Raw genomic sequence first — 14383 nt, 5'->3', positions numbered from 1 at the left:
CGGCAACGACGTCTTAGCGGCTCTTCGGCTTTGCTTTTATGTCAGTTCAATGAAACATTTGTGACAATTCAAGCCACTGAAATTTAAAGGTAAATTTCCAGGAGGCCCGCCTTATACGGCTGAATGTGTCAGAAACGCACGGTGAAGACGCTGCCACTGCCCAATTCCGACTTCACCACGAGCCGCGCCCGATGGCGCGTGAGGATATGCTTGACAATCGCAAGGCCGAGCCCCGTCCCCTTTTTCGAGCGGCTGTCCTCGACATTGACGCGGTAAAATCGTTCGGTCAGGCGCGGCACATGCTCCGCGGGAATGCCAGGACCGTGGTCGCGGACGCTGACCTCCGTCGCGCCGCCAGCATCGCGACGCAGCGCAACCTCCACAACTTCCCCGTCTTGACCGTATTTGCAGGCGTTTTCGATCAGGTTTTCGAAGACCTCAACGAGCTCGTCGCGCTCGCCCAAGACCTCGATCTTCTCCTCGGGGAGGTCGAGGCGGATCTCGACGCCGAGTTCGGCTGCAAGCGGAGCGAGACTGTCCCTGACATGACCGAGGATCGGCGCAAGTTCTACTCTCTGCTCCGGTGCAACATGGGCCTTGAGCTCCAGACGCGAGAGGGACAGGAGATCATCCACCAGGCGGCTCATCCGGTTCGCCTGATCGAGCATGATGGCGAGAAACCGGTCCTTGGCCTTGGCATCGTCGCGGGCGGGCCCCTGCATGGTCTCTATAAAGCCTCGCAGCGATGCAAGCGGCGTGCGCAATTCATGACTGGCATTGGCAACGAAGTCGCTGCGCATGCGATCAAGGCGGCGTAGCTCCGAAATATCCCTGAACGACAGCAGGAAATAGGATGCGCCAGCCGCCTCGTCGGCGTCGATCGGCGCGACCCGCACCACATAGACCCGTTCCGAGGGGTGACGCTCGGAGTGCTCGATCTGGTTGGGCTGAGAGGTCTCGATCGTCTCCCGGATCATGTCGAGGATCCCGGGGGAGCGCCAGCGGGTCGAGACATGCAGACCGACGGCGAGCTCGCCGAACACCTTATGCGCCGCCTGGTTCTGGGCAATCAACTCGGCCTCAGGACTGAGGACGAAGATCGGCATATCGAGGCCGTCGAGCGATGCCAGGATGAGGGGAAGCGGATCAGCCGGCGGATCAGGATCCGCAACGGTTAGCGTCGGCGCGGCCGACGTGTCGTCCTCGGGCAGCTGCCGAAAAACCACGAGCAGGAAGAGCAGGACGAACAGCAGTATCGCATAGCCGGTGGCAGCACCGGTCGCCCAGGCACTGACCGAAAGGACAGCGGCAGCGAGAATATAGACCCAGGCAGAAAGCAGTCGCCGGAGATCCTTGCGCCAACCGTCACCCCTATCTTCTTGCATGCGCGCGCGTTCTCCACCCTGCATTGTCCAAGTCCTGATAGCCCTGATTCATGACAGAAGTTACACTGCTGTACCATCACTTGCCGGGCCTTTCCCCGGCGGATCAATCGATGTGCCGCAAGATGGAACCGAGATGCTTGAACTTCATTTCGGCTTGGGCTCAATTAAGACTATCGAAACGGGCAAGGCAAAGGGAGCCGAGGATGGACGCGCAAACGGAAAAGAGGGCAGTTACCCTCTCGGTCGGTGGAACCCAGCAGGTCTTCGACATCGACCTGCCGGACCTGCCGGACTGGATCGAAGACAAGGCGCTGAAGTCCGGTGGCTTTCCCTATGACAAAAAGCTCTCCGAAAAAGACTACGAGAAGGAGCTCACCCAGCTGCAGATCGAGCTGGTGAAGGTGCAGTTCTGGATGCAAAAGACCGGCGAACGTGTCATGGCCTTGTTGGAGGGCCGGGATGCAGCTGGCAAGGGCGGCGCCATCCATGCAACACTTTCCTACATGAACCCCCGTTCCGCCCGCGTGGTCGCCTTGACCAAGCCAACGGAAACCGAGCGCGGCCAATGGTATTTCCAGCGCTATGTCTCGCACTTTCCAACGGCCGGCGAATTCGTTCTCTTCGACCGTTCCTGGTATAACCGCGCCGGCGTCGAGCCGGTCATGGGCTTCTGCACGCCCGACCAGTACGAAAGCTTTCTCGAGCAGGCACCCCGCTTCGAGAAGCTGATCGAACGGGAAGGTATCCGCTTCTTCAAATTCTGGCTGGATACCGGCCAGGAAATGCAACTCAAGCGCTTCCATGACCGTCGCCACGATCCCCTGAAGTGCTGGAAGCTGTCACCGATGGATATTGCCGCACTTCACAAGTGGGACGACTACACGAAAAAGCGCGACCGGATGTTGAAGGAAACCCACACCGAGCGCGCGCCTTGGACGGTGTTGCACGCCAATGACAAGCGCCGCGCGCGGCTAAACCTCATCCGCCACATGCTTCTGTCGCTGGACTACGAGGGCAAGGATGTCGAGAAGATCGGCAAGCTCGACAAGAAGATCATCGGCAGTGGCCCCGACTTCCTGAAGTGACCTTTGTTTTTTTTGGGGGGGGGGCCCGTCGGCCCCACACCATCACCCTTGCGCGACTATCACTGGCCGGGCAGCACGCGGATCGCATAAAGGTTCACGCCGCGTCCGCTGCCTGAGAGATCCGCATTGATCAGGAGGCGGCCCGGGGTGGACGGCGCCATGCCGTTGTCGAAGGAGACGCGGAACAGGGCATCGAGCTTTTGCGGGTTGACCGTGAAGCGGTGGCGCGGGCAGTCGCCCATGCGCGGGAAATCGCATTCGACAGAGATCTGCACTGGCTCGTCATCAGTCGACTGCACCGTGAGCGCGATTGTCGAGGTGCGACCTGCCATTTCGCGCAGGACTTCCGTCGGCACCGTCACTTCGATTGCGCCCGCCTCGTCACCACTGCGCGAGACGATCTGTGCGGCGCTTCCGTCGCTGGCCGTAACAATGTCGACGAGCGCATTCGCTCTGGGACGAAGTGCCGAGACCTGCTGCGGCGCAAAGACCTCGATCCAGTCATCCGAGAAGCCGCCACGTGCATCGAGCGCCTGCGGTCCTGCGGATCCGGCCGGGGCAGCCGCCTCTGGCGCTCCGGTAAAGTCTTCGGATTCGGCGCGCGGCGGCGGATTGGGCACAGAGGTGTCGCGCTCGGCATCCGTGAGCAGCAGCCCGGAGGAGTAGATCCACCATGCGCCGATCCCAAGCGTCGCGAAGAAGATCGACATGATCGTGAGCCGGGCCACAATCCCGCGGCGCCGGCGCGGTGCTTGCAGTGGACGCTCGGACCGCATGTCCGGCATAGGACCTTCGTCGTCAGCATGTGCTTCAACAGAGGTCCTCGGCTCAAACTCGGACTGCTCGTCGAAGGAGGGATCACGATAGCCGGGCTGGGCGCCGCGTGGCGGATCACCTGCGGTGAAACCGGGCTCGACACGACCGGTTTGCAGGGCGGGCGCCGTTGGTGCCGGCGGCTCGGCGGCCCGCTGTGGGGGCGGCGCCACTGGCGCCGCCGGATGTGGTGCGGCCGGTTCGGGACGCACCTCCAGCCGGGCGCGCTCTTCGAGTTCGATGGAATGGATCAGCGCCTCCAGCCGGCGACGCTGATGGTTCACGGCTTCGGGGTCATCGATGTTCTGTTTGCGCAGGCCCGTTTCGAGCGCCTGGCGGGCGGATTGATACACCCTGGCACGGGCCTCCGCATTCGAGCGGTCGGCGCGCTCCAAGGCGTTTCTGATGGCCGTTTCCAATCCGCTCATTGGCCGCCATACTCCTTCGGGGATCGCCCCAGCCACATCGCAATCATAGTTTTGATTCGGTAAACTCTGGATATTTCAAGCACAAGCCCGGAAAACCCGTATGGGGCCGAATAAACACAGGAATGAGGCCGAGCGGTCGATGGCAATGACACCGCCAACCGACACGCGTGGCGCCGTTGACCATAGGACCCGCTTTCCTCGGCGTCCATGATCTGCTATTTGACGTTTGCGTAAACGTAAACTTTATGGGAGGTGAAGTGATGGCCCTGCCGCCGATCCTGAAAGACAATCTGAGGCTGCCCGTCGTCGCCTCGCCGCTCTTCATCATATCGCATCCGAAACTGACGCTCGCCCAGTGCAAGGCGGGAATCGTCGGCTCGTTCCCGGCGCTGAATGCCCGGCCGGAGGCGCAACTCGACGAATGGTTGGCCGAAATCACCGAGGATCTTGCCGCTCACAACGCGAAGAACCCGGATCGTCCGGCCGCCCCCTTCGCGGTGAACCAGATCGTGCACATGTCGAACAAGCGGCTCGAGCATGACCTGATGATGTGCGTCAAATACAAGGTGCCGATCGTCATTTCCTCGCTCGGCGCTGTGCCGGAGGTGAATGCCGCCGTGCATTCCTATGGCGGTATCGTGCTGCATGACGTGATCAACAACCGCCATGCCAATTCGGCGATCCGCAAGGGTGCCGACGGCCTGATTGCGGTGGCGACCGGGGCGGGCGGCCATGCCGGCACGCTCTCGCCTTTTGCCCTCGTCCAGGAAATCCGGGAATGGTTCGACGGGCCGCTTTTGCTCGCCGGCGCAATTGCCAATGGCGGTGCCGTGCTGGCGGCCCAGGCGATGGGCGCCGACATGGCCTATATCGGCTCGCCCTTTATCGCGACCGAAGAAGCGCGTGCGTCTGACGAATACAAGCAGGCGATCGTCGATGCGCATGCCAACGACATTGTCTATTCCAACTATTTTACCGGCATTCACGGCAACTATCTGAAGCCATCGATCGTCGCCGCCGGCATGGATCCTGACAATCTGCCGGTGGCTGATCCCTCAAAGATGGACTTCGACAAGGCGACCACCGGGGCGAAGGCCTGGAAGGATATCTGGGGCTGCGGCCAGGGCATCGGAGCGGTAAAAGCCGTCGAGCCGGTCGCTGCTGTGGTCGATCGGCTGGAGCGCGAATATATAGGCGCAAAAAAGGCGATTTGCGGCTGAGACTGGCACTGCTAGCGTCCCCGCAACACTGATTTGCGGGGACCCCACATGCGTCTATCCACCCTGAGCCTTACGCTTGCCGCTCTGGCCGGCAGCTCCTTTGCCGTCAACGCTGCCGACGGCGCATACAAGGAGTTCAAATCCTGGCAGGTGAGTTGCTCGCAGACGCTGTCCTGCAACATGCGCCAGTTCATCTCCGACAGCCAGATCTCGGGCTTCGAGCTACAGCGCAGTGGCTTGCCAGAAGCGCCCGTCGCGCTTTTGATTTCCCCTTCCGAGAATGCTCTTCTTGAGGGCGAGGGTGAGATTGCCGTTGCGATTTCGATCGACGGCGGTGCGCCAGCAACCTTCAAGGACAGCGAAATCGAGATCAATGCAAATGCCGCCACTCTTTCGCTGTCCGGCGACTTCATCGGCAAAGGCCTGATCGACAGCCTGAAGAACGGCACCACGGCAAAGATCACCATCTCCCGCGGTGGAATGACAGCCGAAAGCGACATCCCACTGGCCGGCGCTGCCGCGAGCCTGCTGTTCATCGACGAGTTCCAGAAACGTGTCGGTCACGTCGATGCCATGAGCGCCAAGGGTGAGAAGGCCCCGAATCCGCCGCCGCCGGTATCGGACATCCGCCGCTTTGCTGACTTCCCCGAAACGGTCCGAGCCCGCTTCGCCGATGGGGGCGAATGTGCGGAAACGGAAGAAGCCATGCTTGACGGCAACGCGCTTGCCCACAAACTCGCCGAGGAGCAGACACTTTATATAACGCCCTGCGGCATAGGCGGTGCCTACAACTTTCCCTATGCCGTCTTCGTGGAAGTCTATGGCACCGTATCGACACTGCCTTTCCCGACGATGCAGGAGGGCGCACCGAGCGCCGTCACCGGCGCCTTCAATCTGAGTTATGATTACGAGGCGAAGACCTTCTCCGCCTTCTTCAATGGACGCGGCGTGGGCGATTGCGGAACCTACAACGAATGGAAGTTCGCAAAAGGCGCAATGGGCCCGCAACTCGTGCTCGTCGAGGAGGCGTTCAGGGACTGCCCGGCCGAGATCGACGAAAACGAGGCCGTTGATCCTGCAATCTGGCCGAAGTCCTGGCCTCTCCGATAATCGGAAAGCAAACAGGGCGGCTGCGGAATTTTTCCGCCGCCGCCGAAATGCGTCTTGAAATCAGCGGGCAATCCCTGTATCAGCCCCTCACCAAACGCGACGGGGTTTTTCCCGCTCCAGCGCTGGCCGCTTTAGCTCAGGTGGTAGAGCACATCATTCGTAATGATGGGGTCGCAGGTTCGAGTCCTGCAAGCGGCACCATTTACCGAAATATTCTAAGGCCCTTCCCTTCCCCGCAGAGACATTCTGTGCCATGAGCGCCGTCGGGCGCGAGTGCCGTAAGCTTTAGTACGGGCTCGGGCGGGTTGATTGACGTCTCTCCTGCTGCAGCGCGATTACGCTGCCGTCCACTTTGCCCAATTCCATCGACCCGAAACGGCAAAAGGGCCCCGTCTTGCGAGGCCCTTCCGTCAATTCAATTGGTGATCGTCCGCTCAGATCCAGTAGGGCGGAACGCCATAGTAGTCATAGACCGAGCGACCGTTGTTGCGATACCACTCATCGCTATCGTCGCGAGCGCGCGGCGCTCCCTCGACTTGTTCCTTGGTCAGGTCGATGCGATAGCCATCAAGGCTTTCATCATAAGTCAGCTTTTCCCAGGGCAGCGGATAGTAGTCGTCGCCGATACCCCAGAAGCCGCCAAAGCCCAGAACGGCATAGGCGACACGCCCCCCCTTCTTTTCGAGAATGACGCGCTGGATGGAGCCGATGCGGTCGCCATCGCGGCCATAGACCGCTGTGCCTTCGACCTTGTCGCTGGCGATCAGGCTCGGGGTGTCCTTGACGTAAGGATCCTGGCCGGCGGCGGTGTTACGGTTTTCCTGCAACATGGGAAGTCCTCCTTCTTGGTTGTGCATGAAGACCTAACGGACGCCCCAGCGCATGGTTCCCCACAAACGACTTACAAAGCCGAGCAAGGCAATGTTGACGTTTACGTCAAGGTTATATAGCCTTCATACACTTGCACTGCCGGTGTGAAAGCATAAGCTTTCGGGACCTGAGGAGGAGCCAGTCCCGAAAGGGCGTGCCGGCAGACCAATGATTTTCGGGAGGATGACATGACGGAAACTCTGAGCCGCCTCAGCGGCCGCGCCGCGGAAAAAATCTGGGTCAACTCCTATCCGGCATCGGTTCCGGCCGAGATCGCACCGCATGCGCATCCCTCGCTCGGGGCGCTTTTCGAAGCGAGTTGTGCGAAATTTGCCGACCGCCTCGCCTTTTCCAGCATGGGCCGCGGCATGACCTTCCGCGAACTGGAACAGCAGTCCCGCAAGGTCGGCGCCTGGCTGCAGTCGAAGGGCCTCGTCAAGGGCGACCGTGTTGCCGTCATGACGCCGAACATCCTGCAGAATCCGGTCACCGTCTACGGCATCTTGCGCGCCGGTATGACGGTCGTGAACGTCAATCCGCTCTATACCCCGCGCGAACTCGAGCACCAGCTCAAGGATTCCGGCGCCAAGGCGATCGTCGTGCTGGAGAACTTCGCCCATACGGTCGAGCAGGTCGTGGCGCGTACCGACGTCAAGCATGTCGTGGTCTGCACCATGGGCGACATGCTCGGCCTCAAAGGCCACATCGTCAACCTCGTCGTTCGCAAGGTGAAGAAGCTTGTGCCGGCCTGGTCGATCCCGGGTCACAAAGGCTTCAAGGCCATGCTGGCCGAAGGCGAAAAGCTCACATTGAAGCCAGTTGACGTGGTGTCCAGCGATGTCGCCTTTCTGCAGTATACGGGGGGTACCACGGGGGTTTCCAAGGGCGCGACGCTTACCCATGCTAACCTGCTCGCCAACAAACAACAGATCGCGCTCTGGCTGGAAGCCGCTTTTGCCGGGCAGAACCGCCCTGATGTGCTGAACTTCGTCTGTGCGCTGCCGCTCTACCATATCTTCGCGCTAACCGTGAATTCGCTGATGGGCGTGGCGCTCGGTGCGCACAACCTGCTGATCGCCAATCCGCGCGACATCCCGGCCTTCATCAAAGAGCTGCAGAGCTTCAAGGCACATGTCTTCCCGGGCCTCAACACGCTGTTCAACGCAATGATGAACAACCCCGAATTCAAGAAGATCGACTTCTCGTCGCTGATGCTTGTGCTCGGCGGCGGCATGGCGATCCAGCGGCCCGTGGCCGAGCGCTGGCTGGAGATGACCGGTCGTCCGATCACCGAGGGTTACGGTCTGTCCGAGACGTCGCCGGTTGCGACCGTCAACCGTCTCGACGCGCGAGAATTCTCCGGCATGATCGGCCTGCCGCTGCCTTCTACCGACATCGAGATTCGTGACGAGGACGGCGCCACGATGGCGATCGGCGAAGTCGGCGAAATCTGCATCCGCGGCCCGCAGGTCATGGCAGGCTATTGGCAGCGCCCGGAAGAGACCGCCAAGGTGATGAGCGATGACGGCTTCTTCCGCTCCGGCGACATGGGCCTGATGGACGAACGCGGCTACGTGAAGATCGTCGACCGCAAGAAGGACATGATCCTCGTCTCGGGCTTCAACGTCTATCCGAACGAGATCGAGGAAGTGGCCGTCATGCATGCTGGTGTGCTCGAATGCGCCGCCGTCGGCGTGCCGGACGAGCATTCGGGTGAGGCGGTGAAGCTCTTCGTGGTCAAGAAGGACGAGAACCTGACCATCGATGAGCTGAAGGCGCATTGCGCCGCCAATCTCACCAACTACAAGCGGCCGCGCTACATCGAATTCCGCACCGAACTGCCGAAAACCAATGTTGGCAAGATCCTGCGGCGCGAGTTGCGCGACGGAAAATAAATCGATTTAAATTTGGGGAGGCTTCGGCCTCCCCTTCGTCTTGATCCCGTCTCAACTCACTAATAAGGTCCCCGGCATCATCGTCGAACCAGGGACATTCCGATGCAATCCATCATCGACACGCTGACGAGCACGGTCGCCGCCACCCATGCCGAAGACCTGCGCGCCGCCTTTGCCGCCGATCCTGAGCGCTTCAGCCGGTTTTCCGCTTCGTTCGACGACCTCATGATGGATTACTCCAAATGCGCCGTAAACGACGAGGTGCTCGATCAGCTCGAGCAGCTGCTGGCGACTGCCGGGGTCGCCGAAAAGCGCGATCAGATGTTTTCGGGCGCGCCGATCAACTTCACCGAAGGCCGCGCCGTGCTGCACACCGCGCTGCGCAACCGCTCAAACCGCCCGGTGCTCGTCGATGGGCGCGATGTCATGCCTGACGTCAACGGCGTGCTCGACGCCATGGGCAAATTCGCCGAGGGAATCCGCTCTGGCGAGATGAAGGGTGCCACCGGCAAGGCGATCACTGACGTCGTCAATATCGGCATTGGCGGCTCAGATCTCGGGCCAGTCATGGCGACGCTTGCGCTCTCGCCCTTCCATGACGGCCCGCGCCTGCATTTCGTCTCCAACATCGACGGCGCCCATATCGCCGATACGCTGAAGACGCTTGCACCCGAGACCACGCTTTTCATCGTCGCCTCGAAGACCTTCACCACCATCGAGACGATGACCAACGCCCAGACGGCGCGCGCCTTCATTGCCGGTGCGCTCGGGGAAGCGGCCGTCGGCCACCATTTCTGCGCCGTCTCCACCGCGCTCGACAAGGTCGCCGCCTTCGGCATCGATCAATCCCGCGTCTTCGGCTTCTGGGACTGGGTCGGCGGGCGCTACTCGATCTGGTCGGCCATCGGCCTGCCGCTGATGATCGCGATCGGGCCTGACAATTTCGGCGACTTCCTCGCCGGCGGCCATGCCATGGACGAGCATTTCCGCAATGCGCCCTTCCGCCAGAACCTGCCGATGCTGCTCGGCGCACTCGGCGTCTATCACCGCAATGTTCTCGGCTACCAGACGCGCGCGATCCTACCCTATGACCAGCGCCTCGCGCGCTTCCCGGCCTATCTGCAGCAGCTCGACATGGAATCGAACGGCAAGAGTGTCACGATCGACGGCAAACCGGTCCAGGGTGCCTCCGGTCCCGTCGTCTGGGGCGAGCCCGGCACGAATGGTCAGCACGCTTTCTACCAGCTCATCCACCAGGGCACGAGCGTGATCCCGGCCGAGTTCCTGATTGCCGCCAACGGTTTCGAGCCGGAACTCCGCCACCAGCACGAACTCTTGATCGCCAATTGCCTGGCGCAGTCGGAAGCGTTGATGAAGGGCCGCACGCTTGCCGAAGCCAAAAGCCAGCTGACCGCCAAGGGCGTTGCCGACGAAGAAGCCGACTTCCTCGCCCCGCACCGCGTCTTCTCCGGCAATCGCCCGTCGATCACCTTCGTCTACGAGCAGCTGACCCCCTTCACGCTGGGCCGTCTGATCGCGCTCTACGAACACCGCGTCTTCGTCGAAGGCGTCGTCTTCCGCATCAATTCCTTCGACCAGTGGGGCGTGGAGCTTGGCAAGGAACTGGCGACGGGATTGTTGCCGGTGGTGCAGGGGAAGGTTGCGGCCACAGGGCACGATAGCTCGACGGTCGGGCTTGTCTCGGCGCTTTCGGAGCGGAAGCGGGGGTAAGTTGCGCGTAGGTGGCCACACTCAGTGCGCTCCGGAGCCTCCGCTGAAATGGCTTAGCTAACTTCGGTGTGACGACGTCACCTATTTCGGAGAAACGCGCACGGTATCGACAAAGATGCCCACGGCTGACCCTGTCCCTTTGATGAAGAGGGTGTCCCCTGGCTCAAGTGAAATGCGAAACCACTCAGGCAAGCCGCAAAGCGGGTTTCGACCGAACGGCATGCCACGCAAATAGACAGCGTATCTGCAGGCTTCATCTTGCTCAACTCGATCAACCTCGTATGTCCGCTCGGTCTGCCTGCCCATGGCAAACGTAATGGACATCGGCAGCAGCTGAGAAATTGATACGTATCCCGCTGCGAAACCGGCGAGCGGAACGAGCGCGAGGCTAATCTTTTTCCGTTTGTCCAAAGACAGGAAGAAACCCGGCCCCGCCAGCAAATCAGCGATGATCCGATGACGATTGGTAGTCGGCGGCGCATTTAGGAACCGCCGCACACTCGAGTAAGCCGCGCCGGCGCCGAGTGCTCCTAAAGCAACTGCGTACGGTCTGCTGCCGGTAACCCAATCTGGCGATGGTAAAAACTCGTGTCCAAACACCACACGATCTCATTCAGACATTGCCGCCGGACACTACAGGGCAGCCGACATGAGCACCAATAAACGCTACAAACTGGGTTACTGAGATTCGAAGAGCAGTAGTGCCTACCTCAGAACCCGATCTCAGCCGCCGTCGGCGGGTTAGCCCCTGCCCGCGACACGGTCACGGCTGCGGCCTTCGCTCCTACGGTCAGCGCCTCTCGCACCGCCTCTTCCGACAACGTCGCAACCTTCTCCTTGGTCAGCAGTCCCTGACGCTTGAGCGAAGCCAGAATGCCCGCGTCGAACGTATCGCCCGCGCCGACGGTGTCGACGACTTCGACCTTGTTCGAGGGCACCGAGACCTTGAAATTGGCGGTGTAAGCTGTCGCCCCTTCCGCGCCCTTGGTCAGCACCACGAGCTTGGCGCCGCGCGTCAGCCAATAGGCAGCGCGTTCGTCCTGGGTGCCTGGCAGATCGAACCAGTCGAGGTCTTCGTCAGAGAATTTCAGAATGTCGGACATATCGGCCATGCGGGCGATGCGGGCCTGGTGGGCGGCCTTGTCCTTGATGAAGCCGGGGCGGATGTTCGGGTCGAGCGAGATGACGCGGGTCTTGTGCTCGCGGGTCATCAGCGCCTCGTAGGTCGAGCCGCAGGGTTCCGGAATCAGGCTGATCGCGCCGAAATGCAGGGCCTCACAGCTGTCGTCGAGCACGGGCAGATCGGCTTCGGTGATCATCCGGCCGGCCGTGTTTTCGTCGTAGAAGGCATAGGATGCCTGGCCGTTCGTCAGCTTGACGAGCGCGATCGTGCAGGGACGCGAGAGCGTGGCGCAATAGCTGAAATCGACGCCGGAGGATTTCAGCGTGTCGCGCAGGATGTCGCCCAGCATGTCGTCCGACAGGCCTGTGAAGAAGCCCGTCTCGATGCCGAGGCGGCCGAGCGCAATTGCCGTGTTGAAGATCGCACCGCCAGCATAGGGCGAAAAGGCCCGCTCGCCGAGCGTGGTTTCGCGGGGCAACATGTCGATCAGCGCTTCGCCGCAACACAGGATCATCTCGACCTCCCAAGGTATCAGTTTCAATCGATTTAAACCAATTCGCCTCTTATTTCCAGAGCGACTGCGAGCATTTGCTCAGGCGAGCGACGAAATCCCACCATTTCGCCCTGACCATTCGAGCGGGGCATCGAGGAAGGCCTCGACTTCCGACAGCGTCTTCTCGTCGAACAGTTTCTGGTCGCGGGCAACGGCCAGGACATTGCGCCAGGTGGCGATGTAGTGGAGCTTCACCTTGCCATCATGGAAGCGTTGCTGAGCTTCGGGGAAGATGCCGTAGAAGAAGAGCGCGATGCCGTGATCGACCACGCCGCCGGCTGCCCTGATGGCATCAATGAACTTGAACATGCTGCCGCCGGCCGTCGTCAGATCCTCGATGACGAGGACGCGCGATCCTTCCGGCATGTTGCCCTCAATCTGGGCGTTGCGGCCATGGCCCTTCGGGGCCTTGCGCACATAGATCATCGGCAGACCGAGGCGATCGGCGAGAAGTGCTGCGAAGGGAATACCCGCCGTCTCGCCACCCGCGATGCAGTCGAACTGCTCGAAGCCGGCATTGCGCATGAGCGTCGCTGCGGCAAAATCCATGACGGTGGAGCGCACGCGCGGATAGGAGAGGAGCTTGCGGCAATCGATATAGACAGGGCTCTTCATGCCGGACGAGAGCTTGTAGGGCTCGGCCGCATTGAAATGCACCGCCTTGATCTCCCAGAGCATCTTCGCCACGAGTTCGGCCATCACGGCGGGGTCGGTGAAGGGGGTCTGGATCATCGGGCGCTCCTGTCTTTCTGGTTTCTTCGGCAATAGCAGCAAGCCGGGCGACCCGCCAGATGGGCGTGGCATGGAACAATCAGCCTCGACAGATCTTTACGGCTCACCATCCACGAAGGACAAATCTCCATGGACAACATGCTCGTCATTCAGCCGCTCATCGCTCTCATCGCCGGCATTCTCATTCTCATCATGCCGCGCCTTTTGAACTATGTGGTCGCGATCTATCTCATCGTCATCGGCGTGCTTGGCCTCTGGCCGCAGCTCGGCTCGCTCGGAACCTGACGCAGGCTGTTTCAGCCCCTCCACGCCTTCAAAGAAATGCCTCGCGTTATCAGCGAGGCATTTTTCCGTTCAGGCGACATTCCAGTGCAGCGGGAATTTCGGATTGAAGACCGTCACCGGCCCGGCGCCTGTGAAGATCTTGCCCGGGAATTCGACCGGCTCCTCGCGCTTGACTAGCGTGATCGTCTCCTCGTTGACTGGCAGGCCGTACCAGGCCGGGCCGTTCAGCGAGGTGAAGGCCTCGAGCCTATCGAGCGCATTCTCCTGTTCGAAGACATGGGCGAGGCAGCTCATGGTGTTGATCGAGGTATAGATGCCGGCGCAGCCGCAGGCGCATTCCTTCAGCGGGTCGACATGCGGCGCGCTATCAGTACCGAGGAAGAACCTGGCATCGCCGGAGACGGCGGCCTTGCGCAGCGCTTGGCGATGGTTCTCGCGCTTGGCGACCGGCAGGCAGTAATAATGTGGCTGGATGCCGCCGACGAGAATGTCGTTGCGGTTGATGATCAGGTGATGCGTGGTGATCGAGCCGCCCAGATTGCGATCGGCCGATCGGATATACTCGATGCCGTCTTCAGTGGTCACGTGCTCCATCGTGACCTTCAGTTCCGGCAGGCGCTTGCGCAGCGGATCGAGAACCGTGTCGATAAAGACCTTTTCGCGGTCGAAGATGTCGACTTCGGGCGTCGTCACCTCGCCATGGACGCAGAGCGGCAGCCCGACCTTGGCCATGCGCTCCAGAACGGGCATGGCCTTTTCCATGTCGCGCACGCCACCATGGGAATTGGTCGTTGCACCGGCAGGATAGAGCTTCACCGCCGTGATCAGGCCGGAGCGTTTGCCCTCTTCCACGTCATCGGGATCGGTATGCTCTGTGAGATAGAGCGTCATCAACGGCTCGAAGCGGTCGCCTTGCGGCACCGCCTTCAGGATCCGCTCCCGATAGGCTCGCGCGTCATCGGTCGTCACCACCGGCGGCACGAGGTTCGGCATGATGATCGCACGGGCGAAGTGGCGGCTGGTGTCGCCGATCACGCCTTCCAGCATCGCACCATCGCGCAGATGCAGGTGCCAGTCGTCGGGGCGGCGGATGGTGAGGGATGACATGGGGCGAGCCTCCGGCTTGACGAGAACTCGCCGCCCTTAGCATGTC

At 61.1% G+C, this 14383-nt stretch carries 13 protein-coding genes and 1 tRNA gene; 7 read left to right on the top strand and 7 right to left on the bottom strand.

Going from position 1 to position 14383, the window contains the following annotated elements:
• Window positions 1-128: 128 nt before the first annotated feature.
• Complete coding sequence (gene phoR / locus BW978_RS02290; protein ID WP_139330275.1) at window positions 129-1385, bottom strand: phosphate regulon sensor histidine kinase PhoR; 1257 nt, start codon at window positions 1383-1385, stop codon at window positions 129-131.
• A gap of 203 nt (window positions 1386-1588) precedes the next feature.
• Here phoR and ppk2 point away from each other — a divergent pair, with 203 nt between their 5' ends.
• Complete coding sequence (ppk2, locus tag BW978_RS02285; protein ID WP_076391833.1) at window positions 1589-2470, top strand: polyphosphate kinase 2; 882 nt, start codon at window positions 1589-1591, stop codon at window positions 2468-2470.
• A gap of 59 nt (window positions 2471-2529) precedes the next feature.
• Here the strand turns inward: ppk2 and BW978_RS02280 are convergent, their stop codons facing one another.
• Window positions 2530-3711 (bottom strand): hypothetical protein, encoded by a 1182-nt coding sequence (locus tag BW978_RS02280; protein ID WP_076391831.1) that lies wholly within the window; start codon window positions 3709-3711, stop codon window positions 2530-2532.
• Between the two features lie 260 nt (window positions 3712-3971).
• On the opposite strand from BW978_RS02280, the gene BW978_RS02275 reads away from it, so the two are divergent.
• From BW978_RS02275 to BW978_RS02265, 3 genes are all read left to right on the top strand, one after another.
• Window positions 3972-4931 (top strand): NAD(P)H-dependent flavin oxidoreductase, encoded by a 960-nt coding sequence (locus BW978_RS02275; RefSeq protein ID WP_076393130.1) that lies wholly within the window; start codon window positions 3972-3974, stop codon window positions 4929-4931.
• Window positions 4932-4979: 48 nt separating this feature from the next.
• Window positions 4980-6041, top strand: coding sequence for a DUF1176 domain-containing protein (locus tag BW978_RS02270; RefSeq protein WP_076391829.1), 1062 nt, complete (start codon window positions 4980-4982; stop codon window positions 6039-6041).
• A gap of 125 nt (window positions 6042-6166) precedes the next feature.
• Window positions 6167-6242: transfer RNA gene (locus BW978_RS02265), tRNA-Thr, on the top strand.
• Between the two features lie 233 nt (window positions 6243-6475).
• Here BW978_RS02265 and BW978_RS02260 read toward each other — a convergent pair.
• A complete protein-coding gene (locus BW978_RS02260) occupies window positions 6476-6871 on the bottom strand; it encodes a PRC-barrel domain-containing protein (protein ID WP_076391827.1) in 396 nt (131 codons plus the stop codon).
• A gap of 228 nt (window positions 6872-7099) precedes the next feature.
• Here BW978_RS02260 and BW978_RS02255 point away from each other — a divergent pair, with 228 nt between their 5' ends.
• Both BW978_RS02255 and pgi read left to right on the top strand, forming a co-directional pair.
• Complete coding sequence (locus BW978_RS02255; RefSeq protein ID WP_076391825.1) at window positions 7100-8806, top strand: long-chain fatty acid--CoA ligase; 1707 nt, start codon at window positions 7100-7102, stop codon at window positions 8804-8806.
• 102 nt (window positions 8807-8908) lie between these two features.
• On the top strand, window positions 8909-10537 hold the full coding sequence (gene pgi, locus BW978_RS02250; protein ID WP_076391823.1) for a glucose-6-phosphate isomerase: 1629 nt from the start codon (window positions 8909-8911) through the stop codon (window positions 10535-10537).
• A gap of 81 nt (window positions 10538-10618) precedes the next feature.
• Here the strand turns inward: pgi and BW978_RS02245 are convergent, their stop codons facing one another.
• The 3 genes from BW978_RS02245 to BW978_RS02235 form a co-directional block, all read right to left on the bottom strand.
• A complete protein-coding gene (locus tag BW978_RS02245) occupies window positions 10619-11137 on the bottom strand; it encodes a hypothetical protein (RefSeq protein WP_139330273.1) in 519 nt (172 codons plus the stop codon).
• Window positions 11138-11247: 110 nt separating this feature from the next.
• Window positions 11248-12174 carry a carbohydrate kinase family protein gene (locus tag BW978_RS02240; RefSeq protein ID WP_076391819.1) on the bottom strand — a complete coding sequence of 309 codons (927 nt, stop codon included), beginning with the start codon at window positions 12172-12174 and terminating at the stop codon, window positions 11248-11250.
• A 78-nt stretch (window positions 12175-12252) separates the two neighbouring features.
• Window positions 12253-12945 (bottom strand): orotate phosphoribosyltransferase, encoded by a 693-nt coding sequence (locus BW978_RS02235; RefSeq protein ID WP_076391817.1) that lies wholly within the window; start codon window positions 12943-12945, stop codon window positions 12253-12255.
• 129 nt (window positions 12946-13074) lie between these two features.
• Between BW978_RS02235 and BW978_RS02230 the strand changes: the two genes are divergently transcribed.
• Complete coding sequence (locus BW978_RS02230) at window positions 13075-13230, top strand: DUF3096 domain-containing protein (RefSeq protein WP_069042418.1); 156 nt, start codon at window positions 13075-13077, stop codon at window positions 13228-13230.
• 69 nt (window positions 13231-13299) lie between these two features.
• Here BW978_RS02230 and pyrC read toward each other — a convergent pair whose 3' ends face one another.
• Window positions 13300-14337: a dihydroorotase gene (gene pyrC, locus BW978_RS02225; protein WP_076391815.1), complete on the bottom strand. Its 1038-nt coding sequence runs from the start codon at window positions 14335-14337 to the stop codon at window positions 13300-13302.
• Window positions 14338-14383 lie beyond the last annotated feature (46 nt).

The organism is Rhizobium sp. RU33A (assembly GCF_900156055.1).
Classification (GTDB): Bacteria; Pseudomonadota; Alphaproteobacteria; order Rhizobiales; family Rhizobiaceae; genus Allorhizobium.
Note: the sequence above shows the minus strand (reverse complement) of the source record. Positions and strands in the feature narration are given on the sequence as shown.

Bases quoted from the DNA above. Each gene is read 5' to 3' on its own strand.
- phoR (WP_139330275.1), bottom strand. From the start codon at position 1,385: ATGCAAGAAGATAGGGGTGACGGTTGGCGCAAGGATCTCCGGCGACTG.
- ppk2 (WP_076391833.1), top strand. From the start codon at position 1,589: ATGGACGCGCAAACGGAAAAGAGGGCAGTTACCCTCTCGGTCGGTGGA.
- BW978_RS02280 (WP_076391831.1), bottom strand. From the start codon at position 3,711: ATGAGCGGATTGGAAACGGCCATCAGAAACGCCTTGGAGCGCGCCGAC.
- BW978_RS02275 (WP_076393130.1), top strand. From the start codon at position 3,972: ATGGCCCTGCCGCCGATCCTGAAAGACAATCTGAGGCTGCCCGTCGTC.
- BW978_RS02270 (WP_076391829.1), top strand. From the start codon at position 4,980: ATGCGTCTATCCACCCTGAGCCTTACGCTTGCCGCTCTGGCCGGCAGC.
- BW978_RS02260 (WP_076391827.1), bottom strand. From the start codon at position 6,871: ATGTTGCAGGAAAACCGTAACACCGCCGCCGGCCAGGATCCTTACGTC.
- BW978_RS02255 (WP_076391825.1), top strand. From the start codon at position 7,100: ATGACGGAAACTCTGAGCCGCCTCAGCGGCCGCGCCGCGGAAAAAATC.
- pgi (WP_076391823.1), top strand. From the start codon at position 8,909: ATGCAATCCATCATCGACACGCTGACGAGCACGGTCGCCGCCACCCAT.
- BW978_RS02240 (WP_076391819.1), bottom strand. From the start codon at position 12,174: ATGATCCTGTGTTGCGGCGAAGCGCTGATCGACATGTTGCCCCGCGAA.
- BW978_RS02235 (WP_076391817.1), bottom strand. From the start codon at position 12,945: ATGATCCAGACCCCCTTCACCGACCCCGCCGTGATGGCCGAACTCGTG.
- BW978_RS02230 (WP_069042418.1), top strand. From the start codon at position 13,075: ATGGACAACATGCTCGTCATTCAGCCGCTCATCGCTCTCATCGCCGGC.
- pyrC (WP_076391815.1), bottom strand. From the start codon at position 14,337: ATGTCATCCCTCACCATCCGCCGCCCCGACGACTGGCACCTGCATCTG.